The 17,391-nt window shown below is 45.2% G+C and carries 14 protein-coding genes and 2 tRNA genes; all 16 read left to right on the top strand.

Annotated elements, in window-relative coordinates; genetic code table 11:
* The first annotated feature begins 75 nt into the window (after positions 1-75).
* Positions 76-2,055, top strand: a complete 1,980-nt coding sequence (gene ftsH / locus ATB76_RS19285) for an ATP-dependent zinc metalloprotease FtsH (RefSeq protein ID WP_038865868.1) — start codon at positions 76-78, stop codon at positions 2,053-2,055.
* A gap of 69 nt (positions 2,056-2,124) precedes the next feature.
* Complete coding sequence (gene folP / locus ATB76_RS19280) at positions 2,125-2,955, top strand: dihydropteroate synthase (protein ID WP_038865870.1); 831 nt, start codon at positions 2,125-2,127, stop codon at positions 2,953-2,955.
* Between the two features lie 19 nt (positions 2,956-2,974).
* Entirely contained in the window at positions 2,975-4,315 is a 1,341-nt protein-coding gene (gene glmM, locus ATB76_RS19275) for a phosphoglucosamine mutase (protein WP_038878962.1), read from the top strand.
* 223 nt (positions 4,316-4,538) lie between these two features.
* The gene (secG, locus tag ATB76_RS19270; protein ID WP_010649836.1) at positions 4,539-4,877 is read left to right on the top strand and encodes a preprotein translocase subunit SecG; all 339 of its coding nucleotides are present in this window, start codon (positions 4,539-4,541) and stop codon (positions 4,875-4,877) included.
* 17 nt (positions 4,878-4,894) lie between these two features.
* Positions 4,895-4,978: transfer RNA gene (locus tag ATB76_RS19265), tRNA-Leu, on the top strand.
* A 56-nt stretch (positions 4,979-5,034) separates the two neighbouring features.
* Positions 5,035-5,111: transfer RNA gene (locus ATB76_RS19260), tRNA-Met, on the top strand.
* 227 nt (positions 5,112-5,338) lie between these two features.
* Complete coding sequence (gene rimP, locus ATB76_RS19255) at positions 5,339-5,794, top strand: ribosome maturation factor RimP (protein ID WP_038865875.1); 456 nt, start codon at positions 5,339-5,341, stop codon at positions 5,792-5,794.
* A gap of 36 nt (positions 5,795-5,830) precedes the next feature.
* Positions 5,831-7,318 carry a transcription termination factor NusA gene (nusA, locus tag ATB76_RS19250; protein ID WP_061035961.1) on the top strand — a complete coding sequence of 496 codons (1,488 nt, stop codon included), beginning with the start codon at positions 5,831-5,833 and terminating at the stop codon, positions 7,316-7,318.
* A gap of 21 nt (positions 7,319-7,339) precedes the next feature.
* Complete coding sequence (gene infB / locus ATB76_RS19245) at positions 7,340-10,024, top strand: translation initiation factor IF-2 (RefSeq protein ID WP_038865880.1); 2,685 nt, start codon at positions 7,340-7,342, stop codon at positions 10,022-10,024.
* 109 nt (positions 10,025-10,133) lie between these two features.
* Positions 10,134-10,541, top strand: a complete 408-nt coding sequence (gene rbfA / locus ATB76_RS19240; protein WP_005449148.1) for a 30S ribosome-binding factor RbfA — start codon at positions 10,134-10,136, stop codon at positions 10,539-10,541.
* Positions 10,541-11,485 carry a tRNA pseudouridine(55) synthase TruB gene (gene truB / locus ATB76_RS19235; protein WP_061035960.1) on the top strand — a complete coding sequence of 315 codons (945 nt, stop codon included), beginning with the start codon at positions 10,541-10,543 and terminating at the stop codon, positions 11,483-11,485. The genes rbfA and truB overlap by 1 nt, the downstream gene beginning before the upstream one ends.
* A 150-nt stretch (positions 11,486-11,635) precedes the next feature.
* A complete protein-coding gene (gene rpsO, locus ATB76_RS19230) occupies positions 11,636-11,905 on the top strand; it encodes a 30S ribosomal protein S15 (protein WP_005380094.1) in 270 nt (89 codons plus the stop codon).
* 319 nt (positions 11,906-12,224) lie between these two features.
* A complete protein-coding gene (gene pnp / locus ATB76_RS19225) occupies positions 12,225-14,357 on the top strand; it encodes a polyribonucleotide nucleotidyltransferase (protein WP_038865885.1) in 2,133 nt (710 codons plus the stop codon).
* A gap of 183 nt (positions 14,358-14,540) precedes the next feature.
* Positions 14,541-15,464: a lipoprotein NlpI gene (gene nlpI / locus ATB76_RS19220; RefSeq protein WP_038878965.1), complete on the top strand. Its 924-nt coding sequence runs from the start codon at positions 14,541-14,543 to the stop codon at positions 15,462-15,464.
* 97 nt (positions 15,465-15,561) lie between these two features.
* Positions 15,562-15,975, top strand: coding sequence for a MarR family transcriptional regulator (locus tag ATB76_RS19215; protein WP_038865889.1), 414 nt, complete (start codon positions 15,562-15,564; stop codon positions 15,973-15,975).
* Positions 15,976-16,032: 57 nt separating this feature from the next.
* Positions 16,033-17,379 carry a sodium-coupled multidrug efflux MATE transporter VmrA gene (vmrA, locus tag ATB76_RS19210; protein ID WP_038865891.1) on the top strand — a complete coding sequence of 449 codons (1,347 nt, stop codon included), beginning with the start codon at positions 16,033-16,035 and terminating at the stop codon, positions 17,377-17,379.
* Positions 17,380-17,391 lie beyond the last annotated feature (12 nt).

Below are 17,391 nucleotides of genomic sequence, written 5' to 3'. Positions count from 1 at the left end.
TAGCTACAGCTAATAAACTGTAGTACCCTACCTTTAATTACAATTAGTTATCGAGAGGCTGACACCTTGAGTGACATGGCAAAAAATTTAATTCTGTGGCTTGTTATCGCTGTCGTGTTGATGTCGGTATTCCAGAGCTTTGGCCCTGGAGAGAGCAACGGCAGAACCGTGGACTACACCACGTTTGTACAGGAAGTTGGCCAAGGCCAGATTCAAGAAGCAACTTTTAAAGACGGTGAGATTAGTTTCGTTCGTCGTGGCGGTGGTGCCAAAATGGTCACCTACATGCCAGTGTATGATCAGAAGCTTCTAGATGACCTAATCAACCAAAATGTGAAAGTACAAGGTACGCCTCCTGAAGAGCAGAGCTTACTTGGTACTATCTTTATTTCTTGGTTCCCAATGATCTTACTGATTGGTGTGTGGATTTTCTTCATGCGTCAAATGCAAGGCGGCGGCGGTAAAGGCGCAATGTCCTTCGGTAAGAGTAAAGCTCGTATGATGAGCGAAGAACAAATCAAGACAACTTTTGCTGACGTCGCAGGCTGTGATGAAGCAAAAGAAGATGTTAAAGAACTGGTGGACTATCTGCGTGACCCAAGCCGTTTCCAGAAGCTGGGCGGTAAGATTCCAACGGGTGTTCTAATGGTTGGTCCTCCGGGTACTGGTAAAACGCTACTAGCGAAAGCCATTGCAGGTGAGGCAAAAGTACCATTCTTTACTATCTCAGGTTCTGACTTCGTAGAAATGTTTGTTGGTGTTGGTGCATCTCGTGTGCGTGACATGTTCGAACAAGCGAAGAAAGCGGCACCTTGTATCATCTTTATTGATGAGATCGATGCGGTAGGTCGTCAGCGTGGTGCTGGTGTTGGTGGTGGTCACGATGAACGTGAGCAAACACTTAACCAAATGCTAGTAGAAATGGATGGTTTCGAAGGTAACGAAGGTATCATCGTTATCGCTGCGACTAACCGTCCAGATGTATTGGACCCAGCGTTGCTACGTCCAGGCCGTTTTGACCGTCAAGTTGTGGTTGGTCTACCTGATGTACGTGGTCGTGAACAGATCCTTAAAGTACACATGCGTAAAGTACCTCTTGCTGGCGATGTAGAGCCTTCTCTCATTGCACGTGGTACGCCTGGTTTCTCTGGTGCTGATCTTGCTAACTTGGTCAACGAAGCTGCACTGTTTGCTGCTCGTGGCAACAAACGCAATGTATCTATGGTTGAGTTTGAACTAGCAAAAGACAAAATCATGATGGGTGCAGAGCGCCGTTCAATGGTGATGTCTGAAGAGACAAAAGAGTCTACGGCTTACCACGAAGCTGGTCACGCTATTGTTGGTCGTCTCGTGCCTGAACATGATCCAGTGTATAAAGTATCTATCATTCCACGCGGACGTGCGCTTGGTGTGACAATGTACTTACCAGAGCAAGACCGCGTAAGCATGAACCGTCAACATCTTGAGTCGATGATTTCTAGTTTGTATGGTGGTCGACTGGCTGAAGAGCTTATTTACGGCAAAGAGAAAGTATCAACTGGTGCATCCAACGATATTGAACGTGCAACAGATATTGCTCGTAAGATGGTGACACAGTGGGGCTTCTCTGAAAAATTAGGTCCGCTTCTTTATGCAGAAGACGAAGGTGAAGTATTCCTTGGCCGTAGTGTGACGCAGACTAAACACATGTCTGATGATACAGCGAAGCTTATCGATGACGAAGTCCGTAAGATCATCGACCGCAACTACGATCGTGCGAAGCAAATTTTGGAAGATAACATGGACATCATGCATGCGATGAAAGACGCGCTAATGAAGTATGAAACCATTGATGCTGGCCAAATTGACGACCTGATGGAACGTAAAGAAGATATTCGTGAGCCTGCTGGTTGGGGGGATAAACCTACTAATAAACCAGAAGACGACGATAAGCCTCAAGCGAAGCCTGAAGTAAAAGCGGAAGAGAAGTCTGTTGAGCCTACTAAACCAGTAGAGCAATCAACGACTCAAGAAGCGACTTCAAGCGAAGTGCCAGAAAAGAAAGACTCTGAATAAAGAGTAGTCTTTGATAATAAACCCCGAGTTAAGCTCGGGGTTTTTGTTTATGTTGTAATTATTAAAGCTATGATCATTAAAGCAAATAATAAATCCCTCAACCTATCCCATCCTCACGTGATGGCGATTCTCAATGTCACGCCGGATTCATTCTCTGATGGTGGCAAGTTTAATAATCTTGATTCTGCTTTGATCCAAGCTGAGAAAATGATTAAGGCTGGAGTGAGCATTATTGACATCGGTGGCGAATCAACACGTCCCGGAGCGCCAGACGTTACATTAGAAGAAGAGTTGCAACGTGTTATTCCTGTGATCAAAGCTATCCGTGAAAAGCACGATGTTTGGATTTCTGTTGATACCAGTAAAGCTGAAGTGATGCGTCAAGCGATTGAGGCTGGTGCAGATCTCATTAATGATGTTCGCGCCCTTCAAGAGCCGGGAGCGTTAGAGGTGGCTGCTGCATCAAACTTACCAATCTGTTTGATGCACATGAAAGGGCAACCTCGAACCATGCAAGCCAACCCTCACTATGATGATTTGATGAGTGATGTGGCTGAATTTCTGCATGAACGTATTACCACGTGCGAATCGGTAGGGATCGAAAAGTCACAACTTATTCTTGATCCTGGTTTTGGTTTTGGCAAAACCATAGAACACAATTATCATATGCTTGCTCATCTCGACAAGTTTCATGAGTTTGGTTTACCTATATTGGCTGGGCTTTCGCGTAAGTCCATGATTTTTAAATTATTGGATAAGCCAGCGAGCGAGTGTGCTAACGCAAGCGTTGTCTGTGCGACTTTGGCAGCGATGAAAGGTGCACAGATCATTCGAGTTCATGATTTTGAAGAAACCATTGAAGCAATGAAAATTGTCGAGATGACGAAAAATAATATCTAAAAGAATTAAGGAAAGTTTTATGTCTGATAAAAGACGTTACTTTGGTACCGACGGTGTGCGCGGGAAAGTAGGACAATACCCAATTACCCCTGATTTCGTACTTAAGCTTGGCTGGGCTGCTGGTCGTGTACTAGCAAAACAAGGTACTAAGAAAGTGATCATCGGTAAAGATACGCGTATTTCTGGTTATATGCTTGAATCTGCACTGGAAGCCGGCCTTGCTGCTGCGGGGTTAAAAGCGACCTTTACTGGTCCGATGCCAACACCGGCGGTGGCATACCTAACGCAAACCTTCCGCGCGGAAGCGGGGATTGTTATTTCTGCTTCACACAACCCTTATTACGACAACGGTATCAAGTTCTTCTCGTCTGAAGGTACTAAATTACCAGATGATATCGAGCTTGCTATTGAAGCTGAGTTAGATAAAGACATCGAGTGTGTCGAGTCTGCTGAGCTAGGTAAAGCGACACGTCTAAATGATGCTGCTGGTCGTTACATTGAATTTTGTAAGAGCACATTCCCATCGGAGCTTAGCCTAGCAAGTCTTAAGATTGTCGTTGACTGTGCACACGGTGCGACTTACCACATCGCTCCTAACGTATTTAAAGAGTTAGGTGCAGAAGTGATCGCAATGGGTGTAGAGCCAAACGGCACTAACATCAACGCTGAAGTTGGCGCGACTGACGTTCGTGCTTTACAAAAGCGCGTTGTAGAAGAGCAAGCTCATCTCGGCTTGGCGTTCGATGGTGACGGTGACCGTATTATCATGGTTGACCATCTAGGCAACAAGATTGACGGTGACCAAATCGCTTACATCATCGCACGTGATGCTCTGCGTCGTGGTGAGCTAAAAGGTGGTGTCGTTGGTACGCTAATGACAAACCTAGGCATGGAAAATGGTTTGAAACAATTAGGCATTCCATTTGTGCGTGCAGCAGTGGGTGACCGTTATGTCATGGAACAGCTACTTGCTAAAGGCTGGAAAATTGGCGCGGAAAATTCAGGTCACGTTATCTTGCTAGACAAAGTAACTACGGGTGATGCTATCGTGGCAGCACTGCAAGTGATTGCGTCTGTAGTTGGCAGTGATATGTCGTTGCACGATTTGTCGCAAGGTATGACACTTTACCCTCAAGTGCTTGAGAATGTTCGTTTTGCTGGTGATAACAATCCACTTGAAGAGCAAGCCGTACTAGACTCTGTAGCGGCGGTTGAAGCGGAGTTAGGCGATAAGGGTCGTGTGTTGCTTCGTAAGTCAGGCACCGAGCCATTGATCCGTGTTATGGTGGAAGGTGAGGATGCAGATCTCGTTCAAAGCTCTGCGCTTAAGATTGCGGAAGCTGTAAAAGCGAGTTGTTAATCATTGCTTTAATGCCTTTTGCGAGAGAAAAGGGCAACTTTTGCCCTTTTTTTGAGCGCTTAATGCGTTAGTGCTGATTTTTTGCTAATTTTCCCTTGTCAGCGTTACTGGCTTTCGCTAGTATTGCTCCGCCTCCTGTTAGGAGGTCGCTAGCCTTGTTCTAAAATGAAAGTGTTATTTTTGAACGGCGCTGGCTCAACAATTTGGAACATAGGTGGAAAAAATGTTTTCAGTTCTACTTGTGATTTACCTGTTGGCGGCGCTTGGTGTGATTGGCCTTGTGTTGATTCAACAAGGTAAAGGCGCAGATATGGGAGCCTCGTTCGGTGCAGGTGCTTCAAACACAGTGTTTGGCGCAAGCGGCTCAGGTAATTTCTTAACTCGAACAACTGCTATTTTAGCAACCGTATTTTTTATCATTAGCTTGCTACTTGGTCGTATGTCTACGCACAAGACTGAGTCACAATGGGTAGACCCAACGTTAGGTCAACCAGTTGTAGAACAAGTTAAAGATGCAGCGAGTGAAGTTCCAGCACCTACTGGTGATGAGATTCCTCAATAAGCTGTAAAAGTTTATGAGCCGAGATGGTGAAATTGGTAGACACGCTAGCATGAGGTGCTAGTGCCTTTGGTGTGAGGGTTCGAGTCCCTCTCTCGGCACCATGAATTTACAAACTTGTAAATCACTTGTTTGAGGGTATAATGCTCAGCAAGTCGGACGCGGGGTGGAGCAGCTTGGTAGCTCGTCGGGCTCATAACCCGAAGGTCGTCGGTTCAAATCCGGCCCCCGCAACCAATCTCTTCTTTCATTGGAAAGAATGATGCGATTGGCAAGTTTGCACAGTGCTAACCACACTGTGAGTTAAGAAAAGTATTTTTGGCTATTCTTAACGTATCAGGGTCCAGCAGCATAAAACCCCGACTTTCGGGGTTTTTTGTTATCTGAGTTTTTATAATCTCTCAGATACTGCTTGGTTTTTTGATTGGGCTCTGAGCCCTTTTTTTGTTTCTGGAGTGGTTAAAATGACTGGTTTAGAAAGACAACTTACTGAAATGCTTGAAGCTCCAGTAGAGGCATCAGGCTACGAGTTGGTTGGATTAGAATTTATTCGTGCGGGTGCGCACTCAACGTTACGTATTTACATCGACCATGAAAATGGCATCAATGTAGATGCTTGTGCAGAAGTTAGCCATCAGGTAAGTGCAGTATTAGACGTTGAAGATCCAATTTCTGTTGCTTACAGCCTAGAAGTTTCTTCTCCAGGCTTAGAAAGACCACTTTTCAAAGCAGCACATTACGAGCAATTTATTGGTCACGAGGTCAGCATCGTATTGAAAATGGCTGTTGCCAACCGCCGCAAGTGGGCAGGTACTATCCACAGCGTTGATGGTGAGACAATAGCGGTTACTGTTGAAGGGCAACAAGAAGAGTTTGCTCTAAGTAACATTTCAAAAGCTAACCTGATCCCTAAATTTTAGTTCCCTAAAAAAGTTTAAGCTTAGAGGCTAAATACAATGAGTAAAGAAATTTTAGCGGTAGCAGAAGCGGTATCGAATGAAAAAGCGGTACCTCGTGAGCGTATCTTTGAAGCTCTTGAGATTGCTCTAGCAACTTCTACTAAGAAAAAGTACGAGATCGAAATCGACGTACGTGTTGCTATTGACCGTAAAACGGGCGAATTCGAAACATTTCGTCGTTGGTTGATCGTAGAAGATGTTGAAAATCCAACAAAAGAAATCTCGCTAGAAGCTGCACAGTATGAAGATCCAGAACTTCAACTAGGCGACTTTGTTGAAGATGATATCCCTTCAGTTACTTTTGACCGTATTACGACACAAACGGCTAAGCAAGTTATCGTACAGAAAGTACGTGAAGCTGAGCGTGCACAAATCGTTGAACAGTTCATTGACAACGAAGGTGACCTTATCACTGGCGTTGTTAAGAAAGTAAACCGTGAAACTGTCGTAATGGACCTTGGTAACAACGCTGAAGCGGTAATCCTACGTGATGACCAACTTCCTCGTGAAAACTTCCGTCCAGGTGACCGTGTTCGTGGTCTTCTGTACAAAGTAGCTCCAGAAGCTCGTGGTTTCCAACTGTTCATCACGCGTTCTAAGCCTGAAATGCTGGCAGAACTATTCCGTGTTGAAGTGCCTGAGATCGCTGAAGAGATCATCGAGCTTAAAGGTGCGGCACGTGATCCTGGTTCTCGCGCTAAGATCGCGGTTAAAACAAACGATAAACGCATTGACCCTGTGGGCGCTTGTGTTGGTATGCGTGGTGCACGTGTACAAGCAGTATCTGGCGAACTTGGTGGTGAGCGTATCGATATCGTTCTTTGGGATGATAACCCAGCACAGTTTGTTATCAACGCAATGGCGCCAGCTGACGTAGCATCAATCATTGTTGATGAAGATGCACACTCAATGGACATCGCAGTTGAAGCAGATAACCTAGCTCAAGCTATCGGTCGTGCAGGTCAGAACGTTCGTCTAGCGTCTCAACTAACTGGTTGGGAACTGAATGTAATGACTGTTGCAGATCTTCAGAAAAAACACGCTGAAGAATCTCAAGCATCAATCGAGAACTTCATGAAGTACCTAGACATTGAAGAAGACTTCGCTCAACTGCTTGTTGAAGAAGGTTTCTCAACGCTAGAAGAAATCGCATACGTACCAGTTAACGAACTGCTTGACGTAGACGGTCTTAACGAAGAACTTGTTGAAGAACTACGTAGCCGTGCTAAAGACGCACTAACCACTATCGCACTAGCACAAGAAGAGTCATTTGAAGGTCTTGAGCCGGCTGAAGACCTACTAAGTCTTGAAGGTCTAGAGCGTGAAATGGCGTTCAAACTAGCAGCGAAAGGTGTTGCAACACTAGAAGATCTAGCCGACCAAGGTATCGACGATTTAGAAGGTATTGAAGGCCTGACAGAAGAACGCGCAGGTGAGCTTATCATGGCTGCACGTAACATCTGTTGGTTCGGCGAAGAAGCATAATATCAGCAAGGAGGAAGCGGCATGACACAATTAACAGTTAAAGCTCTGAGTGAAGAGATTGGTACTCCAGTCGACCGCTTAATGGAACAACTTGCTGACGCTGGCATGAACAAAGCGAGTTCTGACCATGTATCGGATGAAGAGAAGCAAAAGCTTCTCTCTCACCTGAAGAAAGAGCACGGCGATACGTCGGGCGAATCTGAACCTACTAGACTGACGCTTCAGCGTAAGACTCGCAGCACACTAAGTGTTGCAGCAGGTGGCGGCAAAAGTAAGGATGTTCAAGTAGAAGTGCGTAAGAAGCGCACGTATGTGAAGCGCAGCACTATCGAAGACGATGCAAAACGTGAGGCTGAGGAAGCAGCAAAGCGTGAAGCTGAAGAGCTTGCGAAGCGTGAGGCAGAAGAACAAGCCAAACGTGAAGCTGCAGAGAAAGCACAGCGCGAAGCCGAAGAGAAAGTGAAACGTGAAGCGGATGCAAAACGTGACGCTGAAGAAAAGGCAAAACGCGCACAAGCTGAAAAGGCTAAGAAAGACATGAATGCAAAAAATGCGGATGTTAATACGCAAGCGAAGAAAGAAGCTGACGAGCTAAAGCGTCGTCAGGAAGAAGAAGCCCAACGTAAAGCTGAGCAAGAAGCAGCTAAGCTTGTTGAAGAAGCTCGTAAACTTGCAGAAGAAAACGAAGCTCGTTGGTCTGAAGAAGAGTCTAAGAAGAAAGAACTTGAAAACTCTGACTACCACGTAACCACTTCTACGTACGCTCGTGAAGCTGAAGATGCAGCTGACCGTAAAGAAGAAGGCGGTGCTCGTCGTAAGAAGAAGAAACCAGCTAGAGAAGAGCAGTCACGTGGTGGTCGTAACCAACGTGGTGGTAAGGGCCGTAACAAAGGCAAACTTGCTAAGCCAACTTCAATGCAACACGGTTTCGATAAGTCTGCGACTGTAGCAAAACAAGACGTAGTAATTGGCGAAACAATCGTTCTTTCTGAACTTGCTAACAAGATGTCGGTTAAAGCGACAGAAGTTATCAAAGTGATGATGAAGATGGGCGCTATGGCGACTATCAACCAAGTGATCGACCAAGAAACAGCACAACTTGTTGCTGAAGAAATGGGTCACAAGGTCGTTCTCCGTAAAGAGAACGAACTGGAAGAAGCAGTACTATCTGATCGCGACACTAACGCAGAAGCAGTACCTCGCGCTCCAGTTGTAACTATCATGGGTCACGTTGACCACGGTAAAACGTCAACACTTGACTACATCCGTCGTACACACGTTGCTTCAGGCGAAGCGGGTGGTATCACACAGCACATCGGTGCTTACCACGTTGAAACTGACAACGGTATGATCACGTTCCTTGATACTCCTGGACACGCAGCATTTACTGCAATGCGTGCTCGTGGTGCTCAAGCGACAGATATCGTTGTTCTTGTTGTAGCAGCAGACGATGGCGTAATGCCACAAACAGTTGAAGCGATTCAGCACGCGAAAGCGGCTGGTGTTCCTCTAATTGTTGCTGTGAACAAGATCGATAAAGAAGACGCGAACCCAGATAACGTTAAGAATGAGCTAGCTCAATACGACGTAATCCCTGAGGAATGGGGCGGTGAGAACATGTTTGTTCACATCTCTGCTAAACAGGGTACAAATATCGATGGTCTTCTAGAAGCTATCCTTCTTCAGTCTGAAGTTCTTGAACTTACGGCTGTAGCTGAAGGCATGGCGTCTGGTGTTGTTGTTGAATCTCGCCTAGATAAAGGCCGTGGTCCAGTTGCAACCGTACTTGTTCAATCAGGTACGCTAAACAAAGGCGATATCGTTCTTTGTGGCCAAGAATACGGTCGTGTTCGTGCAATGCGTGACGAACTAGGTCAAGAAATCACTCAAGCTGGTCCATCTATCCCTGTAGAGATCCTAGGTCTTTCAGGCGTACCATCTTCAGGTGATGAAGCAACAGTAGTACGTGACGAGCGTAAAGCACGTGAAGTAGCAAACTACCGTGCTGGTAAGTTCCGTGAAGTGAAACTTGCTCGTCAGCAGAAATCTAAACTAGAGAACATGTTCTCTAACATGACTGCTGGTGAAGTTGCTGAACTAAACGTAGTACTAAAAGCAGACGTACAAGGTTCTGTAGAAGCGATTGCAGACTCACTACTGAAACTGTCTACTGACGAAGTTAAAGTGAACATCGTTGGTTCTGGTGTTGGTGGTATTACTGAAACTGATGCAGTACTTGCAGAAGCTTCTAACGCAATCATCCTTGGCTTTAACGTTCGTGCTGATGCTTCTGCTCGTCGTGCGATTGAAGCAGCAAGCGTTGATCTACGTTACTACTCAATCATTTACCAACTGATTGACGAAGTTAAACAAGCAATGGGCGGTATGCTTGCTCCTGAATTCAAGCAAGAAATCATTGGTCTTGCTGAAGTACGTGACGTATTTAAGTCACCGAAACTGGGCGCAATCGCTGGTTGTATGGTTACTGAAGGTCTGATTAAGCGTAACAACCCAATCCGCGTTCTACGCGACAACGTTGTTATCTACGAAGGTGAGCTAGAATCACTTCGTCGCTTTAAAGATGACGTTCAAGAAGTTAAGAATGGCTACGAGTGTGGTATCGGCGTTAAGAACTACAACGACGTTCGCGTTGGCGACCAGATCGAAGTATTCGAAATCGTTGAAATCAAACGTACTCTAGACTAATTGACTAAAATTACTAAACGTCTGAAAGACAAATAGTAATTGGTTGTTGAATACACCATGGGGGGCTGGCTTGACCATCCCCCCATTCTTTCTATTTAAGAGAATGAATATGTCAAAAGAATTTAGCCGCACGCAGCGCGTATCACAGCAGCTGCAAAAAGAACTTGCGATGATCCTTCAACGTGAAGTTCGTGACTCTCGCCTAGGCATGGTTACGATTTCTGATGTAGAAGTATCACGCGATCTTGCTTACGCAAAAGTATTCGTTACTTTCCTATGTGTGGGTGAGCAAACGCCAGAATCATGCCTAGCAGCACTACGTGAGCACGAAGTGCACATCCGTATGATGCTTGGTAAGCGTATTCGCCTACGTCTAACGCCTGAAATCCGTTTTTACTACGACAATACGTTAGTAGAAGGTATGCGTATGTCGAACCTAGTGTCTGAAGTCGTGAGCGAAGACAAACGCAAACAACAAGATTCAGGTCGCGAAGAAGATCAGGCAGGGGAAGAGTAATGGCTCGTCGTCGTAAAGGTCGTCCAATTAATGGCGTTATCTTGTTGGACAAACCAACAGGTATTTCTTCAAATGATGCACTGCAAAAAGTAAAACGTATTTTCTTTGCTGAAAAAGCAGGTCATACGGGTGCATTGGACCCACTAGCGACGGGCATGTTGCCAATCTGCTTAGGCGAAGCAACTAAGTTCTCTCAGTTCTTGTTGGATTCAGACAAGTGCTACCGCGTAATCGCAAAGTTGGGTGAGCGTACTGATACGTCTGACTCTGATGGCGAAGTGGTAGAGACGCGTCCAGTTGACGTGAACCTTGAGAAGTTAGAAGCGTGCATCGACACGTTCCGTGGTGAATCAGACCAAGTACCTTCAATGTTCTCTGCATTGAAGTACCAAGGTAAACCATTGTATGAGTACGCGCGTAAAGGTATCGAAGTACCACGTGAGTCTCGTAAGATCATGGTATACGAAATTGTGCTTCACCGTTTTGAAGGCGATGAAGTTGAGATGGAAGTACATTGTTCTAAAGGCACGTACATCCGTACTATCGTTGATGATCTTGGTGAAATGCTTGGTTGTGGTGCGCACGTGACGATGCTGCGTCGTACGGGTGTTGCTAAGTACCCATATGAGAAAATGGTGACGTTAGAGCAGTTAAACGAACTTCTGGAGCAAGCTCATCGCGATGAAGTTGCGCCAAAAGAGCTGCTTGATCCGTTATTGCTACCAATGGATACTGCGGTTGAAGATTTACCAGAAGTAAACCTCAATGCAGAGCTTACCAATCTTGTTCAGCATGGTATGCCTGTACAGGTGTTCGGCGCACCTGCTGGTACGCCACTTCGAATGACTTCAGGTGAAGAGAAACTTTTCATCGGAGTCGCTGAACTAAACGATGACGGAAAAGTGGCACCAAAGCGTTTAGTGGTTTTCCGTGACGAAGCATAAGCTCACCAATGAATTGAAAATACCGGCGAAATCGCCGGTATTTTTGTATTGCGCGGATAAGGAAACTTCCCTATAATTCGCGCTTCGCGTAGCGGCTGAATCAGAGATTGGCTGCTACAACTTTAAACTTACTCTTATTAGGAGAGAATTATGTCTCTGAATGCAGAAACTAAAGCAGCAATCGTTGCAGAATACGCACAAGGCGAAGGCGACACTGGTTCACCAGAAGTTCAAGTAGCTCTACTTACAGCTTCTATCAACCACCTACAAGGTCACTTCAAAGCACACAAAGGCGATCACCACAGCCGTCGTGGTCTTCTACGTATGGTTTCTCGTCGTCGTAAGCTTCTAGATTACCTAAAAGGTAAAAATCTAGCTCGCTACCAAGACCTAATCAAGCGTCTAGGCCTACGTCGCTAATAAGCGACTGCATAGCAGTTTGTCTAAAAGGGGCTTTATGCCCCTTTTTTGTTGCCCGTTACTTATTTTGGCTGCTATAACTTAGCCAAATCAAACTTATGCCGTTATACTACACGCGGCTAAATCTCGTTTTGAGATTTTCACTAAGCTCATCGTATTACAGTCAACCAAGTCGACCAAAAGGTCGCGACTATTAAAAGTGTACTTCAGTCTGACTCAGTCCATTTTTACTAGTCGCGATTCGTAATACCTTGAGTGTCAATTAACACACTCTGAGGCGCCTTTATTCGTAAAGAACGCTCGGAAACAAGGAATAACAATGTTCGAAAAACCAGTTGTTAAAACGTTCCAGTACGGTAACCACACAGTTACTCTAGAAACTGGCGTTATCGCACGTCAAGCTACGGCTGCAGTAATGGTTACAATGGACGATACAGCAGTATTCGTTTCAGTTGTAGGTAAGAAAGAAGCGGTTGCAGGCCAAGATTTCTTCCCACTAACAGTAAACTACCAAGAGCGTACTTACGCGGCAGGTAAAATCCCTGGTGGTTTCTTCAAGCGTGAAGGCCGTCCTTCTGAAGGCGAAACGCTAACAGCTCGTCTAATTGACCGCCCAATTCGTCCACTATTCCCTGATGCATTCAAAAACGAAGTTCAGGTTATCGCGACAGTAATGTCTGTAAACCCAGACGTTCAGCCAGATATCGTAACAATGATCGGTACTTCTGCTGCGCTTGCTATCTCTGGTATCCCGTTCAACGGTCCTATCGGTGCTGCGCGTGTTGGTCACGTTGATGGCCAACTTGTTCTAAACCCAAGCAACACAGAGCTAGATGCATCTAAGCTAGACCTAGTGGTTGCAGGTACAGAATCTGCGGTACTAATGGTTGAATCAGAAGCAGACAACCTAACTGAAGAAGAAATGCTAGCTGCGGTTGTTTACGGTCACGACCAACAACAAGTTGTTATCAACGCGATTAACGAATTCAAAGCTGAAGTTGCTACTCCGGCTTGGGATTGGGTTGCTCCTGAAGAGAACACTGCGCTTAACAACAAGATTGCTGAGCTAGCAGAAGCGAAACTTGTTGAAGCTTACCAAATCACAGAAAAGATGGCTCGTTACGACCGCATTCACGAAATCGCGGCAGAAGTAAACGAAGTGCTACTTGCTGAAGATCCAGAAGCGAACACAAAAGAAATCCACACTATCTTCCACGATCTAGAGAAGACAGTTGTACGTCGTAGCATCATCGCTGGTAACCCACGTATCGATGGTCGTGAGAAAGACATGGTTCGTGCGCTAGACGTACGTACTGGCGTTCTTCCACGTACTCACGGTAGCGCGCTATTCACTCGTGGTGAAACTCAGGCGATCGTTACAGCGACTCTAGGTACACAACGTGATGCTCAAATCATTGATGAGCTAACTGGTGAGCGTAAAGATCACTTCCTACTACACTACAACTTCCCTCCATACTGTGTAGGTGAAACTGGTTTTGTAGGTTCTCCAAAGCGTCGTGAAATCGGCCACGGTAAACTGGCTAAGCGTGGTATCGCTGCAGTAATGCCATCTGTAGATGAGTTCCCATACACAGTACGTGTTGTATCAGAAATCACAGAATCTAACGGTTCTTCATCAATGGCTTCTGTATGTGGTACTTCTCTTGCTCTTATGGATGCAGGTGTGCCAATCAAGTCTTCTGTTGCGGGTATCGCAATGGGTCTTGTTAAAGAAGGTGACGATTTCGTTGTTCTTTCTGACATCCTTGGTGACGAAGACCACCTAGGCGACATGGACTTTAAAGTAGCAGGTACTCAATCTGGTATCACTGCACTTCAAATGGACATCAAGATCGAAGGTATCACCAAAGAGATCATGCAAATTGCGCTTAACCAAGCTCAAGGTGCACGTAAGCACATCCTATCTGTAATGGATGAAGCAATCTCTGGTGCTCGTGAAGACATCTCTGAATTTGCTCCTCGCATTCATACAATGAAGATCAGCTCAGAGAAGATCAAAGACGTTATCGGTAAAGGTGGTGCAGTTATCCGTGCTCTAACGGAAGAAACTGGTACAACTATCGAAATCGAAGACGACGGTACTATCAAGATTGCAGCAACTGAAGGTGCTGCAGCGAAAGAAGCTATCCGCCGTATCGAAGAGATCACTGCTGAAGTTGAAGTAGGCCGTATCTACACTGGTAAAGTAGCTCGTCTAGCAGACTTTGGTGCATTCGTTACTATCCTTCCAGGTAAAGATGGTCTAGTACATATCTCACAAATCGCTGAGAAGCGTGTTGAGAAAGTGTCTGACTACCTAGCTGAAGGTCAAGAAGTTCAAGTTAAAGTTCTTGAAATCGACCGTCAAGGCCGTGTACGTCTAAGCATGAAAGAAGCAGTAGAGAAGCCAGCAGAAGAGGCGTCTGACGCATCTGAAGCGAAAGGTGAGTAATCTTAGTTTCGACTTTTGGTCTTTTATTAGCTTAAGAGCCTGAAAGCATGCTATAAAAGGGGAGCATTTTCGCTCCCTTTTTTTTGGTTTGTTTCGAAGTATTTACCCTCAAATGAGGTTAACTATCCTATAGTGCATAAAAGAGAAACAGACCCAGAGCGGTCCAAACAGGAGTACTAATTAGTGAAATGGTTTCAAACCGCAAGTTTATGTGTTGCTATCGCGCTGACCGGTTGTGCTAATACATCTCAACAATCATCGGAGAAATGGATCTATCCACCGATGGCAGTTCCTCTGCAGCCGAGTGTTCAACAAGAGGTTCAGATCGCGCGTCTGTCTCAGCTTTTACAACGCCCTGACCTAAGTGATGAAGTGCGCGCAAAAATGCATTACGAACGTGGTAACTACTACGACAGCGTTGGTCTTCGTGATCTTGCTCGTTTGGACTTCAACCAGTCTCTACAATTAAACCCTGCTCAACCTGATATATTTAACTTACTTGGGGTGTACTTTACTCAGGTAGGTGAGTTTGATGCGGCTTATGAAGCCTTTGACTCAACGCTAGAATTAGCACCAGAAAACTCTTACGCAGAACGTAATCGAGCCATTGCGTTGTACTACGGCGGTCGAATTGATCTTGCTTTAGAGGACATGACTAAGCACTACGAAGAGATGCCTAGTGACCCATTCCGTGCATTATGGTTATACATCATAGAAGCAGAGCAAAACCCTGAGCAAGCGAAAGCGAACTTAGAAAAACGCTACCAACGTGATCGCAGCGAAGAGTGGGGATGGGTGCTTGTTGCCATTATGCTTCGTGATGTGTCAGATGATGCCGCACTTAAAGCTATTATGGATGGCACGCGTGAAAATTACCGCCTTGCGGAGCGCCTGACAGAAACCTACTTTTATTTAGGTAAGCGCTATCAACTGGAAGGGGATGTGGCTGATGCCATTGCCTTGTATAAATTGGCGATTTCTTTCAATGTGTATGAGTATGTTGAGCATCGTTACTCTTTTCTAGAGTTGGCTCAAATATACGATAGGCTACAACAAGAACAGCTGGCTAAACTCAAAGCCGAGCAACAAAAAGAAGAAGCAAAATAACAGAAGGCCGCTCACTTAGAGCGGCTTTTTTGTGCTTGAAGATTTTGAACCTCTTCACTAAAATAGTTAGCCTTGCTAACTAAATGGATTGTACTCAATGGCATTAGAAAAAAGCTTGATTGATTTGGAACGTTTTTGTGCAAAAGCGTGGCGTGTTTATGCCAAGGAAGATCCGCTTTCTCATTTGAGCTTTAACGAGTTTGATTATCTACGAGTGATCCAGCTTTACCCAGAGGGAGTTCGAATTACGGACCTTGCTGAGGATCTTCAGGTGACAAAACCTTCCGCTTCTAACATGGTGGTTCGTTTGGAGAAAAAAGGATTAGTACAACGCATTGCTTGTAATGAAGATGCACGTTCAAAGCGTGTTCTTTTAACGGAAGAAGTCATTCAAGAAATGTCGTTAGAGCAAGTGGTTTACAAGGATATTTCTGAGCAACTCGTGCGTAAACTTGATAAACAAGAAGCACAGCAACTGAAAGCGCTACTGGATAAAGCGCTCGGAAACTAAACATACATTTTATTCTTTTATCTATTTAGTTAGCCTTGCTAACTATTGGTGGTAGTCATGCAAAACTCTATATATAAACAGTTTTGGAAATACACAATTCCGACCGTTGCAGCCATGTTGGTCAACGGCTTATATCAAGTCGTAGATGGCATTTTTATCGGTCGTTATGTAGGGGCTGATGGATTAGCCGGGATCAATGTAGCCTGGCCGATCATTGGCTCGATACTTGGTATTGGTATGATGGTGGGCGTAGGTACGGGTGCACTCGCCTCTATCAAACAAGGTGAAAAAGACAGTGAAGGTGCTAAACGTATTCTTTCAACTGGTCTTTTGCTTTTAGTTGCTTTGATGCCTGTCGTAGCAACAACTTTGTTCTTCTTCGCTGATGACTTTATTGGTTGGCAAGGGGCTGAAGGGCGAGTATACGAACTTGGTTTGCAGTACCTGCACATCTTAAGCGTGGCGTGTGTGTTCTCGTTAGGTTCAATCGCAGTGCCGTTTTTGCTGCGTAACGATGATAGCCCGAACTTAGCCACCATCTTGATGGTGATTGGTGCCGTGATCAATATCGTGCTTGATTACTTGTTTATTGCTTGGCTTGGTTGGGAGCTTGAAGGTGCAGCGATTGCGACTGCGTTAGCACAGATGGTGGTCACCATTCTTGGTGTGGGATACTTCTTTACTTCAAGAGCCAACATGCGTTTGTCTTTCAGTGACTTGAAGATGCAGTTTGATGTTATCCCTAAGATTGTCATGATCGGCACATCAAGCTTCTTCATGTACGCATACGGCTCAATGATGGTCGCGCTGCACAACGCGCTGTTTGCTCAGTATGGTAGCGCTCTGCTAATTGGTGCTTACGCCATCTTGGGTTATATCGTTACGGTCTACTACTTGATCGCGGAAGGCATTGCTAATGGTATGCAGCCTTTAGTGAGCTATAACCATGGCGCACGCAACCAAGACAATATTCGTAAGCTGTTGAAGGTCGCAATGGGCACGTCAGTGCTCGGTGGTGTCGCGTTTGTTATTTTGATGAACATCTTCCCGTATGAGTTTGTCTCGGTGTTCAACAATGCCGATCAAAACCTGATTGATGCGACAGTAGTCGGCATTCGCCTCCATATGTTTGCATTGTTCTTGGATGGTTTCTTAGTGGTTGCTGCGGCGTACTACCAATCGGTGAACAAAGGCAGCAAAGCCATGTTTGTGACCATTGGCAACATGGTTATCCAATTACCGTTCTTGTTTATTATGCCCAAGCTATTTGGTGTAACTGGTATTTGGATTGCATTCCCACTGTCTAACATTGCTTTGAGCTTAGTGGTGATGAGTATGTTGTGGCGTGATATTAAGAAGTTAATGAATGAGAGTACTGTAGAGCCGAGTGTTCAAGTTTCTTAATCGAAAAACGCA

The organism is Vibrio sp. MOR3 (assembly GCF_001557775.1).
In the GTDB taxonomy this organism is placed as follows: Bacteria; Pseudomonadota; Gammaproteobacteria; order Enterobacterales; family Vibrionaceae; genus Vibrio; species Vibrio jasicida.
This window is presented reverse-complemented; position numbering and strand designations above follow the sequence as displayed.

Coding starts and splice junctions, on each gene's coding strand:
- secG (WP_010649836.1), top strand. CDS start 4,539: ATGTTTTCAGTTCTACTTGTGATTTACCTGTTGGCGGCGCTTGGTGTG.
- infB (WP_038865880.1), top strand. CDS start 7,340: ATGACACAATTAACAGTTAAAGCTCTGAGTGAAGAGATTGGTACTCCA.
- glmM (WP_038878962.1), top strand. CDS start 2,975: ATGTCTGATAAAAGACGTTACTTTGGTACCGACGGTGTGCGCGGGAAA.
- rimP (WP_038865875.1), top strand. CDS start 5,339: ATGACTGGTTTAGAAAGACAACTTACTGAAATGCTTGAAGCTCCAGTA.
- ATB76_RS19215 (WP_038865889.1), top strand. CDS start 15,562: ATGGCATTAGAAAAAAGCTTGATTGATTTGGAACGTTTTTGTGCAAAA.
- rpsO (WP_005380094.1), top strand. CDS start 11,636: ATGTCTCTGAATGCAGAAACTAAAGCAGCAATCGTTGCAGAATACGCA.
- pnp (WP_038865885.1), top strand. CDS start 12,225: ATGTTCGAAAAACCAGTTGTTAAAACGTTCCAGTACGGTAACCACACA.
- truB (WP_061035960.1), top strand. CDS start 10,541: ATGGCTCGTCGTCGTAAAGGTCGTCCAATTAATGGCGTTATCTTGTTG.
- nusA (WP_061035961.1), top strand. CDS start 5,831: ATGAGTAAAGAAATTTTAGCGGTAGCAGAAGCGGTATCGAATGAAAAA.
- rbfA (WP_005449148.1), top strand. CDS start 10,134: ATGTCAAAAGAATTTAGCCGCACGCAGCGCGTATCACAGCAGCTGCAA.
- vmrA (WP_038865891.1), top strand. CDS start 16,033: ATGCAAAACTCTATATATAAACAGTTTTGGAAATACACAATTCCGACC.
- folP (WP_038865870.1), top strand. CDS start 2,125: ATGATCATTAAAGCAAATAATAAATCCCTCAACCTATCCCATCCTCAC.
- ftsH (WP_038865868.1), top strand. CDS start 76: ATGGCAAAAAATTTAATTCTGTGGCTTGTTATCGCTGTCGTGTTGATG.